Origin of the sequence: Microbacterium meiriae (assembly GCF_040685015.1) — a bacterium.
GTDB lineage: Bacteria > Actinomycetota > Actinomycetes > Actinomycetales > Microbacteriaceae > Microbacterium > Microbacterium meiriae.
Genome location: NZ_JBFBHD010000001.1, coordinates 1,344,122 through 1,359,731, shown reverse-complemented (window position 1 = coordinate 1,359,731; position 15,610 = coordinate 1,344,122). Strand labels below are relative to the sequence as shown.

Genomic DNA, 15,610 nt, shown 5'->3' with positions numbered 1-15,610 from the left:
CTAGGAGACGACGGCGACCGGCGCCGTGGGCGTCGCGGTCGAGCCGGTCTTGAGCGTGGCCGTCGTCGTGGTCGCCGGCGCCGGCTTCACGCGCGCGGCCCGGCGTCGCGACTCGAAGCCGCCCGCCGTGAGCATCGCGCGCACGATCCCGCCGATCACGAGCATGCCCCCGAGCGACGCGCCCGCCGCGATCAGCGGAAGCCACTGATTCGCGAAGCTCGCGGTGAAGCTCATCAGCGCGCACACGATCCACAGTCCGACCGCGCCTCCCGCGAGCCCCCCGGCTCCGCGGATGATCGCGATCGCGGCCACGATCGCGCAGACCGCGGCGAGCGCCGCACCCACGTATCCGATCGGTACCAGAATGGCGGCCAGATCTCTGGCCACTCCCAATGTCGTCATGACGACCCCCCGTCCGGCGGAACCCCTCCGCACCTTCGACATTAGAAGTGTCTCTCCGGAAGGCCATCCGTCTCAAGTCCGATCCGGGTCATCCTTCCGGTGGATATCGCGGATCAGCGCCGGACCGGCCACCGCAGCCGGCGCGGGCGCACGACGCGGACCGGGCGGGTGACGACCGCGTCGACCACCATCGAGCCGTCGGTGGGGCCGACGATCGCGATCGCGGAGGTCTCGGTGGCCTCGGTCGGGGCCACGGGCTGGGTCGCCAGCGCGCGATGCGCCTTGACGTAGGCCGGCACGAGGAGCACGATCGCGCCCACCCAGGCGAGCGGGTTGCTGAGGGCCACGCCGTCGAACCCGATCATCGCGCCGAGGACCACTGCGGCGACGACGCGCATCACGAGCTCGATCACGCCGGTGACGGTCGGCACCAGCGTGTGGCCGAGCCCCTGGAGTGCGCCGCGGAGCACGAAGAGCATGCCGAGCGCCCAGTAGCCGCAGCCGTTGATGATGAGCATGCGGTGCGCCATGGCGACGACGTCGTCCGAACCGTCGCCGACGAACAGCCGGACCATCGGCGCGCCGAACGCGATGAGCAGCCCGCCGAGGACGATCGCCGCGGCGACCGCCATCCAGGTGGCCTCGACCACGCCGCGCCGGATGCGGTCGGGGCGGCGGCCGCCGTGGTTCTGCGCCGCGTACATCGACACGGCGAGCCCGAGCGAGGAGAGCAGGGCGACCGCCAGGCTGTCCACGCGGGACGCCGTCGTGTAGGCCGCCACCGCGTCGGCGCCGAGGGTGTTGAGGGCGACCTGCACCGTGAGGGTCCCGATCGCGATGATCGAGGCCTGGAAGCCCATGGGCAGACCGAGGCGCAGGTGGTCGGCGATGTCCGTGCGGGAGATGCGCCAGTCCGAACGACGCAGGTGCAGCATGGGCAGCCGCCGGCGCACGAACTCCAGGCACAGGATCACCGACACGGCCTGTGCGACCACCGTGGCGAGCGCGGCACCCGCGACGCCCCACTCCAGCGGACCGACCATGAGCACGACGAGGCCGACGTTGAGCGCGCAGGAGATCGTGAGGAACACCAGCGGGGTCTTCGAGTCGCCGATGGCGCGGATGATGGCGGAGAGGTAGTTGAAGAACATCGTCGCGCCCGCACCGAGGAAGCTGATCTGCGTGAACACCGTGGCCTCGGCCATGAGCTCGGGCGGCGTCTGCAGCAGCGTCAGGATCGGCCCCGCGATGAGCGGCGCGACCACCGTGAGGACCACGCTCGTGATGCCGCTGAGGAGCACACCCGTCGCGACCGAGCGGCGCACGGCGGCGTCGTCGCGCGCACCGAAGGCCTGGGCGATGGGGATCGCGAAACCGCTCGTCAGACCCCAGGCGAAGCCGAGGAGCAGGAAGAGCAGGCTGCCCGTCGCGCCGACGGCGGCGAGGGACTGGACGCCGAGGTGGCGTCCGACGACGATCGCGTCGGCGAACTGATAGAGCTGCTGCACGACGTTGCCGAGCAGGAGCGGGATCGAGAACGCGAGGATGACGCGCCACGGACGGCCCGTGGTGAGGGTGGTGGCCATGAAGGAAGGGGCTCGCAGGGAAGGAGGGATGGATCGGGGGTGCGCTCAGTTTATCGAATCGTTTCGGGCGAAGGGAACACACGAATGCCGAAATGCCGGTCCACGCCCGTCGATTTCGGCCTAGCACATCCCGGTGGTTACTCTGCATCAGTCGACGACGACCGGAGGAGAAGAGCGTGACGAAGGAAGACACGGGGACCATCCGCCAGGGGCAGACCGGAGCCGGAGGCGAGGAGCACCTGCGGCGCGCGCTCAGCAATCGGCATATCCAGCTGCTCGCGATCGGCGGGGCGATCGGCACGGGCCTGTTCATGGGCAGCGGCAAGACGATCTCGGTCGCCGGCCCCTCCGTGATCTTCGTCTACATGATCATCGGGTTCATGCTGTTCTTCGTCATGCGGGCGATGGGCGAGCTGCTGCTGTCGAACCTCAAGTACAAGTCGTTCAGCGACTTCGCGAGCGACCTCCTCGGCCCCTGGGCGGGCTTCTTCACCGGCTGGACGTACTGGTTCTGCTGGGTGGTCACGGGCGTGGCCGACGTGATCGCGATCGCCGGGTACACCGACGCCCTGATCCCCGGCGTCCCGCTGTGGATCCCGGGTCTCCTCGTGGTCGTGATCCTCCTGGCGCTCAACCTGCCCACCGTCGCGGCGTTCGGCGAGATGGAGTTCTGGTTCGCGCTCATCAAGATCGTCGCGATCGTCGCCCTCATCGTCACCGGCCTGGTGATGATCCTCACCGGCTTCTCCCACGACGCCGGCACCGCGAGCTTCTCGAACCTGTGGGAGCACGGCGGGATGTTCCCGCACGGCTTCCTCGGATTCGTCGCCGGCTTCCAGATCGCGGTGTTCGCGTTCGTCGGGATCGAGCTCGTCGGCACCGCCGCCGCGGAGACCAAGGACCCGGAGCGCAACCTCCCGAAGGCCATCAACGCCATCCCGATCCGGGTCCTGCTGTTCTACGTGGGCGCGCTCATCATCCTCATGGCCGTCACGCCGTGGACCGAGTACGTCGCCGGTGAGAGCCCCTTCATCGCGATGTTCGCCCTCGCCGGACTCGGCATCGCCGCCACCGTCGTCAACCTCGTGGTGCTCACCTCGGCGATGTCCAGCGCGAACTCCGGCATCTACTCCACGTCGCGCATGGTGTTCGGTCTGGCGCAGGACGGCGACGCCCCCCGGCTCTTCGGCCGGCTCTCCAAGCGCCGCGTGCCGCAGAACGCGCTGTTCCTGTCCTGCATCCTGCTGCTGTCCGGCGTCGTGCTGCTCTACGCGGGCAAGGACATCGGCACGGCCTTCGAGATGGTCACCACGGTGTCGGCCGTGTGCTTCATGTTCGTGTGGACGATCTTCCTCTGCAGCTACCTCGTGTACCGGCGACGACGTCCGGAGAAGGCGGCGACCTCGGCGTTCAAGATGCCGGGCGGCGTGTTCATGGTGTTCGTCGTGCTCGCGTTCTTCCTGTTCATCCTCTGGGCGCTGACCACCCAGCCGGACACCCTGATCGCGCTGCTCGTGACGCCGATCTGGTTCGCGATCCTCATCGTGGCGTGGCTGTTCGTCCGGAAGTCGCCGCACCACCTGGAGCGTCACGCCGCGCACATCGCCTACCTGCGCGACGACACGATCCCGGCCGACTGAGGCGTCAGGCCACCGACTCGAGGGTCGCGGGCCCGGTGGCCGCGACCTTCGGCGCGAAGACACGAGGGCGGAGCGCGAGGAACAGCAGCACCATGCCGGCGGCGAGCAGCATGTGCCCCACGCCCGCGATGCCGGCGATCATCTTCGTGGACTCCTGCCCGAGCACCGTGAGGCAGCCGTGCCAGACGAGCATCGCGGAGGTCAGCACGAGACCGGCGGTGTAGGTCCAGAAGAACCAGCCGAACAGGCGGCTCTCGGAGAGCGCGAATGCCTTCTCCAAGAGCATCACCACGAGGAAGACGACGAAGCCCAGCACGAGCAGATGCGTGTGCACGAGTCCGAGCTGCGTCGGCGCCCCCTCGGGGAAGCCGTTGATCTTGGTGAACTCGCGGTAGAAGAGTCCGGAGGCGACGCCCACCAGCATGGAGGCGAACGCGGCGGTGAAGAGCCTGCGCATGGGAGTCCTTTCTGTCTGCCTCCAGCCTCGCCGGGGAGCCGTCGCCGCGGATCCATCGAACGGTGGAGACCGCGGGCGTCAGAGCAGACCGGACTCCCTGGCGATCGCGACCGCCTTCGCGCGGCTGTCGGCCCCGAGCTTCTCGAAGACGTGCACGAGGTGGGTCTTCACCGTCGCCTCCGTGACGAACAGCGCCTTCGCGATCTCCCGGTTGGAGGCCCCGGTGTCGAGCAGCCGCAGCACGTCGAGCTCGCGCCCCGTGAGCTGCACCCGCGGGGCACGGAGGGCCCGCCCGACGCGCGCCGTGAGCTCCGGCGTCAGCGCCTGCCCGCCCGACGCGGCCTGTCGCACGGCACGGACGATGTCCTCCGGGTCGATGTCCTTGAGCAGATACCCCGCCGCCCCCGCCTCGATCGCGCCGAGGATCTGGGCGTCGCGGTCGAACGTCGTGAGGATGAGCACCGCCGGCGCCGGGTCGAGCGCCCGGAGCGCCGCCGTCGTCTGCACGCCGTCCATCCCCGCCCCCAGACGCAGATCGCAGAGCACGACGTCGGGACGCAGGTGCCGCGCGAGCACGACCGCCTCCTCCCCCGACGCCGCCTCGCCCACGACCTCGGCGTCGTCGCGGCGGTCGAACAGCGAACGCACGCCGGCCCGCACGATCGGGTGATCGTCGACGAGGAGGATGCGCACCGGGGTCACGACCGTCCTCCGAGCGGCAGGTGGGCGGAGAGCGCGGTGCCGTCGCCGGGGGCGCTCTCCACGTCGAGACCGCCGCCGAGCTCGCGCAGTCGGGCGCGCATCGCCCGCAGACCGTAGCCGCCGCCGGGCCCCGCCGACTCCAGCCGGGACGGATCGAAGCCGCGGCCGTCGTCGACCACGTCCAGCCGCACGGCGTCGCCGGCGTCCGCGAGGGTCACCACCACCCGGGTCGCGGCGGCATGGCTGCGCACGTTGGCGAGTGCGGACTGCGCCGTCCGCAGCAGGGCGACCTCGGCGTCGAGGCCGAGTGCGGGGAGTTCCTCGTCGGCGTGGAGGGTGGCCGCGATCCCGGTCTCGGCGGTCAGGCGCTCGAGCATCCGGGCGAGGGCGTCGCTCAACGCGGAACCGTCGAGCTCGGCGGGCATGAGGTCGTCCACGATGCGCCGGGCGTCGGCGAGCCCTTCCGCGGCGAGCGCCCCGATCTGCCCGAGCGCCTGCTCCCGACCGTCCTCGTGCTCGGCCGCCGACCGCGCCAGCAGGACGATGGACGACAGGCTCTGGGCGACCGTGTCGTGGATGTCGCGGGACACCCTGGTGCGCTCGGCGGCGGCGCCGGACTCACGCTGGGTCCGGGCGAGCTCGTCCTGGAGGGCCGCCATCTCCTGCTGCGTCGCGACGAGGGAGGCGATGAGCCGCCGCCGCTCGCGCCCGTCGCGGACCAGTTCCAGGTAGCCGCGGGAGATCCCGAGGGCGAAGATGCCGCCCACGAGCGGTCCGATGACGTTCGCGTAGGTGGTCGTCCCGGTGTGCAGCAGCGGCGCGACGATCACGACGGCGAGGACGAGGAGGCTCAGCGGTACGGCCCATCGCAGCCGCAACAGGAAGCCGGCGAGCAACCACAGCGAGAACGCGAGCCAGACGAATTCCGGCGACAGCGCCACCGCCCCCAGCCAGATGGCCGTGAGCCCCAGCAGCCAGCCGGCGGCGAGCGCGCGGTCGTCCGTGCGGGAGGAGAGCAGGAGTCCGCCGCCGTACCAGCCGAGGAAGGCGAGGGCGGTCGCGAGCAGCCACGGCACCGGGACCCCGTCGGCGAGGGAGCGGACGACGCCGACGACGGTGAGCACGACCGTGATGACGGCCTGCCCGATCCGGAGCGACGTGACCAGGCGCCCCCAGGAGCGCGTGCGTGCTCCCGTCCGCCCTCCGGGGAGGTCGGGCTCGGCGGTGTCTCCGGTCGGCATGCTGACATTCTCGTCCGCCGGGCCACAGTCCGCCTCCATCGTTCGGTCGAGCCGGTTCGAATCGCCCGATTGGCGGCATCCGGCCCGGATTCGGGACCAATCAGGCGATTCGAACGGAGGTATCGTGGGGCCGATGTCGACACCGCACCCATTCCCGGCGACGATCGCGGCGGCCGTCGACCACGAGCTCGTCATCCGGAAGTCGCGCTTCCTCACGCACGTCGCACCGGTGTCTTCGGTGGCCGAGGCGGAGGCCGTCATCGCGGCGATCCGGAAGCGCGCCTGGGACGCGAACCACAACTGCACCGCGATGGTGACCGGCCTGCACGGGGATCAGGCGCGGTCCTCGGATGACGGCGAGCCCTCCGGCACGGCCGGCGTCCCGATGCTCGAGGTCCTGCGGCGTCGCGGCCTCACGGACGTCGTGGCGGTGGTGACCCGGTACTTCGGCGGGGTGAAGCTCGGGGCGGGCGGCCTCATCCGCGCCTACTCCACCGCCGTGTCCGAGACGCTCGATCGTGCTTCACTCGTCCGTCGCGAGGCGCTCACCCAGGCGACCGTCGAGGTCCCGCACGCCGACGCCGGCCGCTACGACAACCTGCTCCGCGACTGGGCGGCGTCGCACGGGGCCACGCTCGGCACTCCGACCTACGGGGCCTCCGCGCACCTCGAGCTGTGGGTGCCCGCCGCCGCGCTGCCGCGTCTGACCGCCGACCTCGCCGCCGCGTCCGGGGGCGCCGTCGCCCCGGTGGCCGGGATCGAGCGGATCGTCGACGTCGCGGACTGAGGCTCCCGGCGGCCGCACACCGTCCGCCGGATATCCTGGACGCCGCGGTCGCGGAAGGAGAGCGATGTTCGACAGTCCGCTCTCGGCCTCGCCGTACGAGGTCCTCGGCGTGGATCCGGCCGTCGACGACGCCGAGCTCCGGCGGGCGTATCGGCTGCGGCTGCGGCAGACCCACCCCGACACCGGCGGCGACGCGGCCGTGTTCATCCAGGTCCAGCGCGCCTGGGAGCTCATCGGTACTGCGGAGGACCGTGCCGCGTACGACCGCCGCGCGGGCCTGACCGACGACGGCGGCGAGTGGAGCGGCTGGCGCCCCCAGACCGTGCGCACCGACACCCGGCCGCGCGCCCGCTCCTACGGACACCCCGGGGGCTGGCGGCGAGAGCGCTACCTCTCCCTCATCCGCGAGTGGGCGGGCCACGGGGTCGAGGTCCCCGATCCGTATGCCCCGGCTCTGGTCCGTGCCGCCCCGCGCGAACTCCGGCGGCTGCTCGCCGATGCGCTCGCGGAGGAGGCCACGGCCCGCACGGTCTCCGACCTCGGCATGGGCTTCACGGTCTGGCACGACGTCGCCGCCGGGCAGACCCCGGAGGACAAGCTCGACCACGTCGTGCTCAGTCCCTCCGGCCTCTACGGCATCATGTCCGAGGACTTCGGCGGGGTCGTGGGCTTCCGCCGCGGGGAGATCACCGGTCCGAGCCTCGGCACCCGCGCCCCGGTCACGGCGGCTCTCGCCCGGATGCGCGCGGTGGCGAAGGCCGCGAAGGTGAAGTTCGGCGGCGCGATCGTGGTGCTCCCCGACGACGACCTCGCCCAGGCCGTCACCCCGCTCGGCAGCAGTCGCGGCGTCCCGGTCGTGGTGGTCCGACGCAGCGCGCTGGCGATGGTGCTGCGGCAGGGCGTCCCCGGGGCGCGGGCGATCGGGGGCAACGAGCTGTTCGACGTCCGCACCCGTCTCCAGCAGACGGTCCGCTTCGTCTGAGTCCGCGACGCGCCCGGCATCCCGGCATGCTCTTTTGAATCACTCAAAACACGTGTAGAGTCGGAGGCATGGAGACGGAACTCGACTCGGCGTTGCGCGACGCCGGGCTGCGTGCGACTGCGGGCCGCGTCGCCGTCCTCGAGGCTCTCGGCTCCATGGCCCACACGGATGCGGAGCGGGTCTACCGCGCCGTGTCCGACGTGCTTCCGACCACGTCGATCCAGTCGGTGCACAACATCCTCGCGGACCTGACGACGGCGGGCCTCATCCGCCGGATCGAACCGGCAGGATCCGCGGCGCTGTACGAACGGCGCATCGACGACAACCACCACCACATCGTCTGCACCTCCTGCGGTGCGGTCGGCGACGTGGACTGCGTCGTCGGCGAGGCGCCGTGTCTCACCCCGTCCTCGACGGGGGGCTTCACCGTGCAGACAGCTGAAGTCACCTTCTGGGGCCTCTGCCCCAGCTGCCAGAACGCCGCGTAGGCGCATCCACCGATCCCCTCCCCGAGGGTCCGTTCGGCATGTCCGCGCGGAGAAGGAGAAGACCATGACCAACCCCACCGACGCGGGCCGTCCGGCCACGACGACGCAGGCCGGAGCGCCGATCGCGAGTGACACCCATTCGCTGACCGTGGGCCCCGACGGCCCCACCGCGCTGCACGACCACTACCTGGTCGAGAAGCTCGCCTCCTTCAACCGCGAGCGCGTGCCGGAGCGCAACCCGCACGCCAAGGGCGGCGGCGCGTTCGGCGAGTTCGTCGTCACCGAGGACGTCTCGAAGTACACCCGTGCGGCCGTGTTCCAGCCGGGCGCCACCTCGGAGACCCTCCTCCGCTTCTCCTCCGTCGCCGGTGAGCAGGGCTCGCCCGACACCTGGCGCGACGTGCGCGGGTTCTCGCTGCGCTTCTACACGACCGAGGGCAACCTCGACATCGTCGGCAACAACACCCCGACGTTCTTCCTCCGCGACGCCATCAAGTTCCCGGACTTCATCCACTCGCAGAAGCGCCTCGGCGACTCCGGTCTGCGCGACGCGGACATGCAGTGGGACTTCTGGACCCTCTCGCCCGAGAGCGCGCACCAGGTCACCTACCTCATGGGCGAGCGCGGACTCCCCCGCAGCTGGCGTCACATGAACGGCTACGGCTCGCACACCTACTCCTGGATCAACGCCGAGGGCGAGGTGTTCTGGGTCAAGTACCACTTCATCTCCCACCAGGGCGTCGAGGCGATGAGCCCGGAGGAGGCCGAGCAGCTGGCCGGTTCCGACGCGGACCACTACCGTCGCGACCTGTTCCAGTCGATCGACGGCGGCGACTTCCCGAAGTGGGACCTGTACGTGCAGATCATGCCGTACGACGAGGCGAAGGACTACCGCTTCAACCCGTTCGACCTCACCAAGACGATCTCGAAGAAGGACTACCCGCGCATCAAGGTCGGCACGCTGACCCTGAACCGCAACCCGGAGAACTTCTTCGCGCAGATCGAGCAGGCCGGCTTCGCGCCGGGGAACCAGGTGCCCGGTACCGGCATCTCCCCCGACAAGATGCTCATGGGCCGGATGTTCGCCTACCCGGACGCCCAGCGTCACCGCATCGGCGCGAACTACAACCAGCTGCCGGTGAACCAGCCGCACGCCGCCGAGACCCGCAACTACCAGCACGAGGGCTCGATGCGGTATCAGTACAACGACGCCGCGCACCGCACCTACCAGCCGAACTCCTTCGGGACCCCCGGTGGCCCCGAGGCCGACCCGGCCAAGGGCATCGAGGTGAACTGGTCGGCGGACGGCGAGCTCACCCGCTCCGCCGCGACGCTGCACGCCGAGGACGACGACTTCGGTCAGGCCGGCACGCTGTACCGCGAGGTCTTCGACGGCCCGCAGCGCGCCCGCTTCCTGGAGGTGCTGACCGGTCAGGGCCGTTCGATCACGGTCGACGCCATCCGCGAGCGCTTCTTCCAGTACTGGACGAACGTCGACGCCGAGCTCGGCGCCGCTCTCCGCGACCGCGTCTGACCCGAGACCCCGGGTTCTCCTCGAAACCCCCTCCCCGCGACACCGCGGGGAGGGGGTTTCGGCGTGTAACCGGGGTCTCGGCGTCAGGGAAGGGAGAGTGGGGGGAGGATGGAGGGGTGGCTGTTTCCCTCTCCGACCTCACCGAGATGCCCGCCCCGCAGCACGTCTACGCGGCGGACGGCACACGACTGGCGACGTACACGTGGGGCGAGCTCGACGCCCCGGTCGTGGTGACCGTGCACGGCTTCGCCTCCGGCGCCCGCGACAACTGGGTGCTGACGGGCTGGGTGCGCGAGCTGACCAGGGCCGGGTACCGCGTGCTCGCGCTCGACCAGCGGGGCCACGGGCAGAGCGACAAGCCGCATGAGTCCGACGCCTACGCCATCCGCAACCTCGTGACCGACGTCGAGACCGTCATGGACACATACCTCGTCGACGACGCGTTCTACCTCGGCTACTCCCTCGGCGCCCGGGTGGGCTGGGAAGTGGCCCGTGAGCTCCCGCATCGGATCGGCCGGGCGGTCCTGGGCGGTGTTCCCGACGGCATCCCCCTCGCGCGTCTCGACCTCGACCAGGTGCGCGCGTACATCGCGGACGGCACCTCGGTGGAGGACCGCACGACACAGAACTACATCGCGCTGACCGAGCGGGTGCCCGGGAACGATCTGCGTGCGCTCGTCGCGCTGGCCGAGGGGCTGCGGGGCTCCGGCACGATCGACCCCGATCCCGCGGACGCCCCGGTCGTGCCGCTGCTGTTCGCGACGGGATCGAAGGACGCGATCATCGAGGGCTCCCGGGCACTGGCCGCGGCGGCTCCCGATGCCCGCTTCGTCGAGCTCCCGAACCGCCACCACTTCAACGCCCCCGGCTCCCGCGACTTCAAGGAGGCCGCGCTCGCGTTCTTCGCCGAGTCCTGAGCCCGCCGAGACCCCGTCTTCGCGCCGAGACCCCCTCCCGCACGCGTGTGCAGGAGGGGGTTTCGGCGCATAAGCGGGGTCTCGGGATCAGGCGGTGGCGTCCTCGCGCTTCGGGAGGACCCAGCCGGCGCGGGGGAAGTGACACGTGTAGCCGTTCGGGTACTTGATCAGGTAGTCCTGGTGCTCGGGCTCGGCCTCCCAGAACGGACCAGCGGGCTCGATCGTCGTGACGGCCTTCGCCGGCCACAGGCCGGAGGCGTCGACATCGGCGATCGTGTCCCGGGCGACCTGCTCCTGCTCGGGGGTGAGCGGGAAGATCGCCGACCGGTAGCTCGACCCGATGTCGTTGCCCTGCCGGTTCAACGTCGACGGGTCGTGGATCTGGAAGAAGAACGCCAGGATGTCGCGATAGGTCGTCGCACTCGGGTCGAACACGATCTCCACGGCCTCCGCGTGACCGGGGTGGTTGCGGTAGGTCGCGTGGTCGTTCTCGCCGCCGGTGTAGCCCACGCGGGTGTCGATGACGCCGGGCTGGCGGCGGATGAGGTCTTCCATGCCCCAGAAGCAGCCGCCCGCGAGGACGGCCGTCTCGGTCCCGGGGGTGCGGGTGATGGTTCCGGTGTCGGTCATGACTGCTCCTCAGAGGTGTGGGTGGTGAAGAGGGGGCTGTAGCGACCGTACCCCTCCTTCTCGAGATCCTCCGCCGGGATGAAGCGGAGGGCCGCCGAGTTCATGCAGTAGCGGAGGCCGCCCTCGGCGCGGGGTCCGTCGTCGAAGACGTGTCCCAGGTGGCTGTCGGCTCCGGAGGACCGCGCCTCGGTGCGGGTCATCCACAGCGTGCGGTCGGTCTTCGTGGTCACGGCGTCGGCGTCGATCGGGCGCGTGAAGCTCGGCCAGCCGGTGCCGCTGTCGTACTTGTCCCGCGAGGAGAACAGCGGCTGGCCGGAGACGACGTCGACGTAGATGCCGTCGTCGTGGGTGTTCCAGTAGGCGTTGCGGAAGGGCGGCTCGGTGGCGTCCTGCTGCGTGACCTCGTACTGCAGGTTCGTGAGACCGCTGACGGCCTCGGGGGTCCTGCCGTAGTCGTTCGACATGAGTGGCTCCTTGTCCGACGCCGCTGGCTGCGGCGTCATAGAGGAGAACCACGCGGGCGCGGCTTTTGGTCCCGCGGGGCTGGGAGCGGGCTGGGAGTTTTCCCACTCGATAGAGTTGCCTCCGCACCACACACCACCCGAGGGGAACTGCCATGTCCGTTGGACTGCTCGCCGTCGTCGACGACATCCTGAGCGCCGCGATGAAGGCGTCGGCGAAGGCTGCGGGAGTCGTCATCGACGACGCCGCCGTGACGCCGCAGTACGTGCAGGGCATCACGCCGGCCCGCGAACTCCCCGTGGTCGGCAAGATCGCCCTCGGGTCGCTGGTGAACAAGTTCGTCATCATCATCCCCATCGCGCTGCTGCTCACCGCCTTCGCGCCATGGGTACTGCCCTATCTGCTGATCCTCGGCGGCTCGTACCTGTGCTTCGAGGGGGCGGAGAAGGTGCTCGAGTGGTTCGGGGTGCAGCACGGTCACGCGGACGAGGGCGCCCGCGACGAGAGGAAGCTCGTGCTCGGCGCCGTCCGCACCGACCTCATCCTCTCGACCGAGATCATGCTCATCTCCCTCGCCAGCCTCGACAAGGGACTCGGCATCTGGTCCACCCTGGCGATCCTCGCGGTGATCGCGCTGGTCATGACCGTCGCGGTGTACGGCGCCGTGGCGCTCCTGGTGAAGATCGACGACATCGGCCTGAAGATGGCGAAGAACCCCGTGCAGCGCGTGCGGCACACCGGCACGCGTATCGTCCGGTCGATGCCCGCGGTCTTCCGCTTCATCAGCGTGCTCGGCACCGTCGCGATGCTCTGGGTCGGCGGGCACCTCGTCCTCATCAACCTCGGCGAGGTCGGGCTGCACGCGCCGGCCGACGTGCTCCATGCGGTCGAGCACGCGCTGGAGCCCCTCGGCGGCTTCGTGGTCTGGGTGGTCGACACCCTCATCTCCGCCATCGCCGGTCTCATCTGGGGTCTCGTGATCGTCGGCGCCGTCCTCGGCATCGCGAAGGTCGTCGGCAAGAAGCCGAGCTTCCACGAGGGCGAGGCCTCCCCCGCCGACATCCACGTCTGACGATGACCGCCGTGCACCTCAGGGCCGCCGAGAGCGACGACCTCGACACGATCACCGAGATCCACAACCACGCCGTCGTGCACACGACCGCGATCTGGAACGAGGTGGCGGTGGATCGCGCCGACCGGGAAGCCTGGCTCGCCGACCGGACCGCGCGCGGCTACCCCGTGATCGTCGCCGCCGACGACAGCGGGGTCGTGGGCTATGCGTCCTACGCCCAGTGGCGCCCGCACAGCGGCTACCGCCTGACCGTCGAGCACTCCGTCTACGTGCGCGGCGATCAGCGCGGGCGCGGCATCGGCACGCTCCTCATGACTGAGCTCATCGCCCGGGCTCGGGCAGCCGGGATGCACGTGATGATCGGCGGGGTGGAGAGCGGCAACACCGCCTCCATCGCCCTGCACGAGCGCCTCGGGTTCCGGGAGGTGGGCCGCATGCCGCAGGTCGGTGCGAAGTTCGGCCGCTGGCTCGACCTCAGCATGCTGCAGCTCGTGCTCGACGACCGCCCCACCCCCGACGCGGCGCTCTAGCGATGGGCTTCCTGCAGTGGCTCGTCGACGCCTTCTCCTCGTCCTGGGTGCTGCCGGGAGGCCAGACCCTCCTGGTGCGTGAGGTCGTCGGGAACGCGTTCGGACTCGCGAGCGCCCTCGGGGGCATGCGGCGCAAGGTCTGGGCGTGGCCGGTCGGCATCGTCGGCAACGTCCTGCTGCTGACGGTGTTCCTCGGTTCCGCGCTGAGCCCCGACCCGTCGCTCCCGCATCTCCTCGGTCAGGCCGGGCGGCAGATCATGTTCATCGCCGTCGCGATCTACGGCTGGATCCGCTGGCGGAATGCCGACGGCGGTCGCATCGTGCCGCGGTGGGCGCCGACCGGTGCCCGCGTCGGTCTGGTCGTGGTCCTCGTCGTCGGAACCGTGGCGCTCACCCCCCTGTTCCGCGCCCTCGGTTCGTGGGAACCGGTCTGGGCCGACGCCTGGACCTTCGTCGGGTCACTGCTCGCGACGTACGGCATGGCCAAGGGCTGGACCGAGTTCTGGCTCATCTGGATCGCCGTGGACGTGGTGGGGGTGCCGCTTCTGTTCAGCTCCGGCTACTACGCGACCGGCCTCATGTACGTGTTCTACGGCGTCTTCACCGCGATCGGGTTCGTGATCTGGTGGCGGGCGCAACGGCAGGCTGCCCGTCCGATCGAGATCCTCCCGCCCGACCCGAGCCCCCGCCGTCCGGACGACGAGGCCTGACCGGCGTCGCGATTGTTTCGGTGCGTGTCGCCGTCGCTCGCCCCGATGCCGCCCGGTCCCGTTTCATGGGGGCATGACCCGGCAGATCCGTTTCAACGCCTTCGACATGAACTGCGTCGCCCATCAGTCGTCCGGCCTGTGGCGGCATCCCGACGACCGGTCGCGCCAGTACAACACGATCTCGTACTGGACCGACCTGGCGAAGCTGCTGGAGAGCGCGACCTTCGACGGCATCTTCATCGCCGACGTCCTGGGCACCTACGACGTCTACGGCGGCACGAACGAGGCCGCCATCCGCAACGGCGCCCAGGTGCCGGTGAACGACCCGATCCTCCTGGTCAGCGCGATGGCCGCGGTGACCGAGCATCTGGGATTCGGCGTCACCGCCGGCACGGCCTTCGAGCACCCCTACCCGTTCGCTCGACGACTCAGCACGCTCGATCACCTCACCCAGGGCCGCGTCGGCTGGAACGTCGTGACCGGGTACCTGCCCAGCGCCGCCCGGAACATGGGGCAGGAGGACCAGCTCGCGCATGACGACCGCTACGACCACGCGGACGAGTACGTCGAGGTGCTCTACAAGCTCTGGGAGGGGTCGTGGGAGGACGACGCGGTGGTGGAGGACCGCGAGCGCGGCATCTTCACAGACCCGTCGAAGGTGCACCCGATCCGGCACGAGGGGAAGCACTTCTCCGTGCCCGGCATCCACATCTCGGAGCCGTCGCCGCAGCGCACTCCGGTGATCTACCAGGCCGGCGCCAGCCCGCGCGGAGTGCGGTTCGCGGCGGAGAACGCCGAGGCCATCTTCGTCGCGGCGCCGTCGAAGGAGGTGCTCGCCGGCACCGTGAAGCGGATCCGCGACGCTCTCGAGGCGGCGGGGCGCGACCGGTACGACGCCCGGATCTACACCCTGCTCACTGTCATCACCGCCGCGACGAGCGAGGAGGCGGCCTCGAAGCACGCCGAGTACCTCTCCTACGCGAGCCCGGAGGGGGCGCTCACCTTCATGTCGGGGTGGATGGGCGTCGACCTGTCGCAGTACGCCGAGGACGAGCCGGTGGGGAACGTCGAGTCGAACGCGATCCAGTCGGTGCTGCAGCACCTGAAGGAGGAGGCCGACCTCGGTCGCGAGTGGACGGTAGGCGACTTCGGCCGCCACAACGCGATCGGCGGGCTCGGCCCCACGATCGTCGGCTCGGGGGTCGAGATCGCCGACGAGCTGCAGTCGTGGGTCGAGGAGACCGACATCGACGGCTTCAACCTCGCGTACGCCGTCACCCCCGGCACCTGGCAGGACGTCATCGAGCACGTCATCCCGGTGCTGCGCGAGCGCGGCGCCTACCCCGAGGAGTACGTGCCCGGCACGCTCCGCCACAAGCTGCACGGCCGCGGCGACCGGGTCCAGCCCACGCACCGCGCCGCCCAGTACCGCCTCTGACCCCGTTCGAATCGCCCGCTGTGCTGCAAATC

Annotated in this window: 17 protein-coding genes; 10 read left to right on the top strand and 7 right to left on the bottom strand. The window is 70.4% G+C overall.

The genetic code is table 11. The features are described from left to right. Entirely contained in the window at window positions 1-402 is a 402-nt protein-coding gene (locus AB0N68_RS06660) for a hypothetical protein (RefSeq protein WP_187662715.1), read from the bottom strand. A gap of 113 nt (window positions 403-515) precedes the next feature. Further along, window positions 516-1,988: an MATE family efflux transporter gene (locus AB0N68_RS06655; RefSeq protein ID WP_280567737.1), complete on the bottom strand. Its 1,473-nt coding sequence runs from the start codon at window positions 1,986-1,988 to the stop codon at window positions 516-518. A gap of 176 nt (window positions 1,989-2,164) precedes the next feature. On the opposite strand from AB0N68_RS06655, the gene cycA reads away from it, so the two are divergent. Then, on the top strand, window positions 2,165-3,628 hold the full coding sequence (gene cycA, locus AB0N68_RS06650) for a D-serine/D-alanine/glycine transporter (protein WP_292794749.1): 1,464 nt from the start codon (window positions 2,165-2,167) through the stop codon (window positions 3,626-3,628). Window positions 3,629-3,632: 4 nt separating this feature from the next. Here cycA and AB0N68_RS06645 read toward each other — a convergent pair whose 3' ends face one another. From AB0N68_RS06645 to AB0N68_RS06635, 3 genes are all read right to left on the bottom strand, one after another. Next, window positions 3,633-4,085, bottom strand: a complete 453-nt coding sequence (locus tag AB0N68_RS06645; protein ID WP_259952648.1) for a DUF2871 domain-containing protein — start codon at window positions 4,083-4,085, stop codon at window positions 3,633-3,635. 78 nt (window positions 4,086-4,163) lie between these two features. Continuing rightward, on the bottom strand, window positions 4,164-4,787 hold the full coding sequence (locus AB0N68_RS06640) for a response regulator (protein WP_025102775.1): 624 nt from the start codon (window positions 4,785-4,787) through the stop codon (window positions 4,164-4,166). Continuing rightward, the gene (locus tag AB0N68_RS06635) at window positions 4,784-6,028 is read right to left on the bottom strand and encodes a sensor histidine kinase (protein ID WP_187662718.1); all 1,245 of its coding nucleotides are present in this window, start codon (window positions 6,026-6,028) and stop codon (window positions 4,784-4,786) included. Before AB0N68_RS06635 ends, AB0N68_RS06640 begins: the two co-directional genes overlap by 4 nt. A 133-nt stretch (window positions 6,029-6,161) precedes the next feature. Here AB0N68_RS06635 and AB0N68_RS06630 point away from each other — a divergent pair, with 133 nt between their 5' ends. The 5 genes from AB0N68_RS06630 (at window position 6,162) to AB0N68_RS06610 (ending at window position 10,736) form a co-directional block, all read left to right on the top strand. Continuing rightward, complete coding sequence (locus tag AB0N68_RS06630; protein WP_313366487.1) at window positions 6,162-6,815, top strand: IMPACT family protein; 654 nt, start codon at window positions 6,162-6,164, stop codon at window positions 6,813-6,815. Window positions 6,816-6,879: 64 nt separating this feature from the next. Next, the gene (locus tag AB0N68_RS06625) at window positions 6,880-7,797 is read left to right on the top strand and encodes a J domain-containing protein (RefSeq protein ID WP_187662720.1); all 918 of its coding nucleotides are present in this window, start codon (window positions 6,880-6,882) and stop codon (window positions 7,795-7,797) included. A gap of 68 nt (window positions 7,798-7,865) precedes the next feature. Continuing rightward, window positions 7,866-8,285, top strand: a complete 420-nt coding sequence (locus AB0N68_RS06620) for a Fur family transcriptional regulator (RefSeq protein WP_187662721.1) — start codon at window positions 7,866-7,868, stop codon at window positions 8,283-8,285. A 64-nt stretch (window positions 8,286-8,349) separates the two neighbouring features. Further along, a complete protein-coding gene (locus tag AB0N68_RS06615; RefSeq protein ID WP_136052327.1) occupies window positions 8,350-9,819 on the top strand; it encodes a catalase in 1,470 nt (489 codons plus the stop codon). A gap of 116 nt (window positions 9,820-9,935) precedes the next feature. Beyond that, on the top strand, window positions 9,936-10,736 hold the full coding sequence (locus AB0N68_RS06610) for an alpha/beta fold hydrolase (RefSeq protein WP_259952660.1): 801 nt from the start codon (window positions 9,936-9,938) through the stop codon (window positions 10,734-10,736). An 87-nt stretch (window positions 10,737-10,823) separates the two neighbouring features. On the opposite strand, the gene msrA is transcribed toward AB0N68_RS06610, so the two are convergent. Both msrA and msrB read right to left on the bottom strand, forming a co-directional pair. Beyond that, window positions 10,824-11,366 (bottom strand): peptide-methionine (S)-S-oxide reductase MsrA, encoded by a 543-nt coding sequence (gene msrA / locus AB0N68_RS06605; protein ID WP_268776906.1) that lies wholly within the window; start codon window positions 11,364-11,366, stop codon window positions 10,824-10,826. Then, complete coding sequence (msrB, locus tag AB0N68_RS06600) at window positions 11,363-11,830, bottom strand: peptide-methionine (R)-S-oxide reductase MsrB (protein ID WP_102209798.1); 468 nt, start codon at window positions 11,828-11,830, stop codon at window positions 11,363-11,365. The genes msrA and msrB overlap by 4 nt, the downstream gene beginning before the upstream one ends. A 152-nt stretch (window positions 11,831-11,982) precedes the next feature. On the opposite strand from msrB, the gene AB0N68_RS06595 reads away from it, so the two are divergent. From AB0N68_RS06595 to AB0N68_RS06580, 4 genes are all read left to right on the top strand, one after another. After that, window positions 11,983-12,900 carry a DUF808 domain-containing protein gene (locus tag AB0N68_RS06595; protein ID WP_292795787.1) on the top strand — a complete coding sequence of 306 codons (918 nt, stop codon included), beginning with the start codon at window positions 11,983-11,985 and terminating at the stop codon, window positions 12,898-12,900. A gap of 2 nt (window positions 12,901-12,902) precedes the next feature. Continuing rightward, a complete protein-coding gene (locus tag AB0N68_RS06590) occupies window positions 12,903-13,430 on the top strand; it encodes a GNAT family N-acetyltransferase (protein WP_268776902.1) in 528 nt (175 codons plus the stop codon). Between the two features lie 2 nt (window positions 13,431-13,432). Beyond that, a complete protein-coding gene (gene pnuC / locus AB0N68_RS06585; RefSeq protein ID WP_187662726.1) occupies window positions 13,433-14,140 on the top strand; it encodes a nicotinamide riboside transporter PnuC in 708 nt (235 codons plus the stop codon). A gap of 73 nt (window positions 14,141-14,213) precedes the next feature. Beyond that, window positions 14,214-15,578: an LLM class flavin-dependent oxidoreductase gene (locus AB0N68_RS06580; protein WP_187662727.1), complete on the top strand. Its 1,365-nt coding sequence runs from the start codon at window positions 14,214-14,216 to the stop codon at window positions 15,576-15,578. Window positions 15,579-15,610 lie beyond the last annotated feature (32 nt).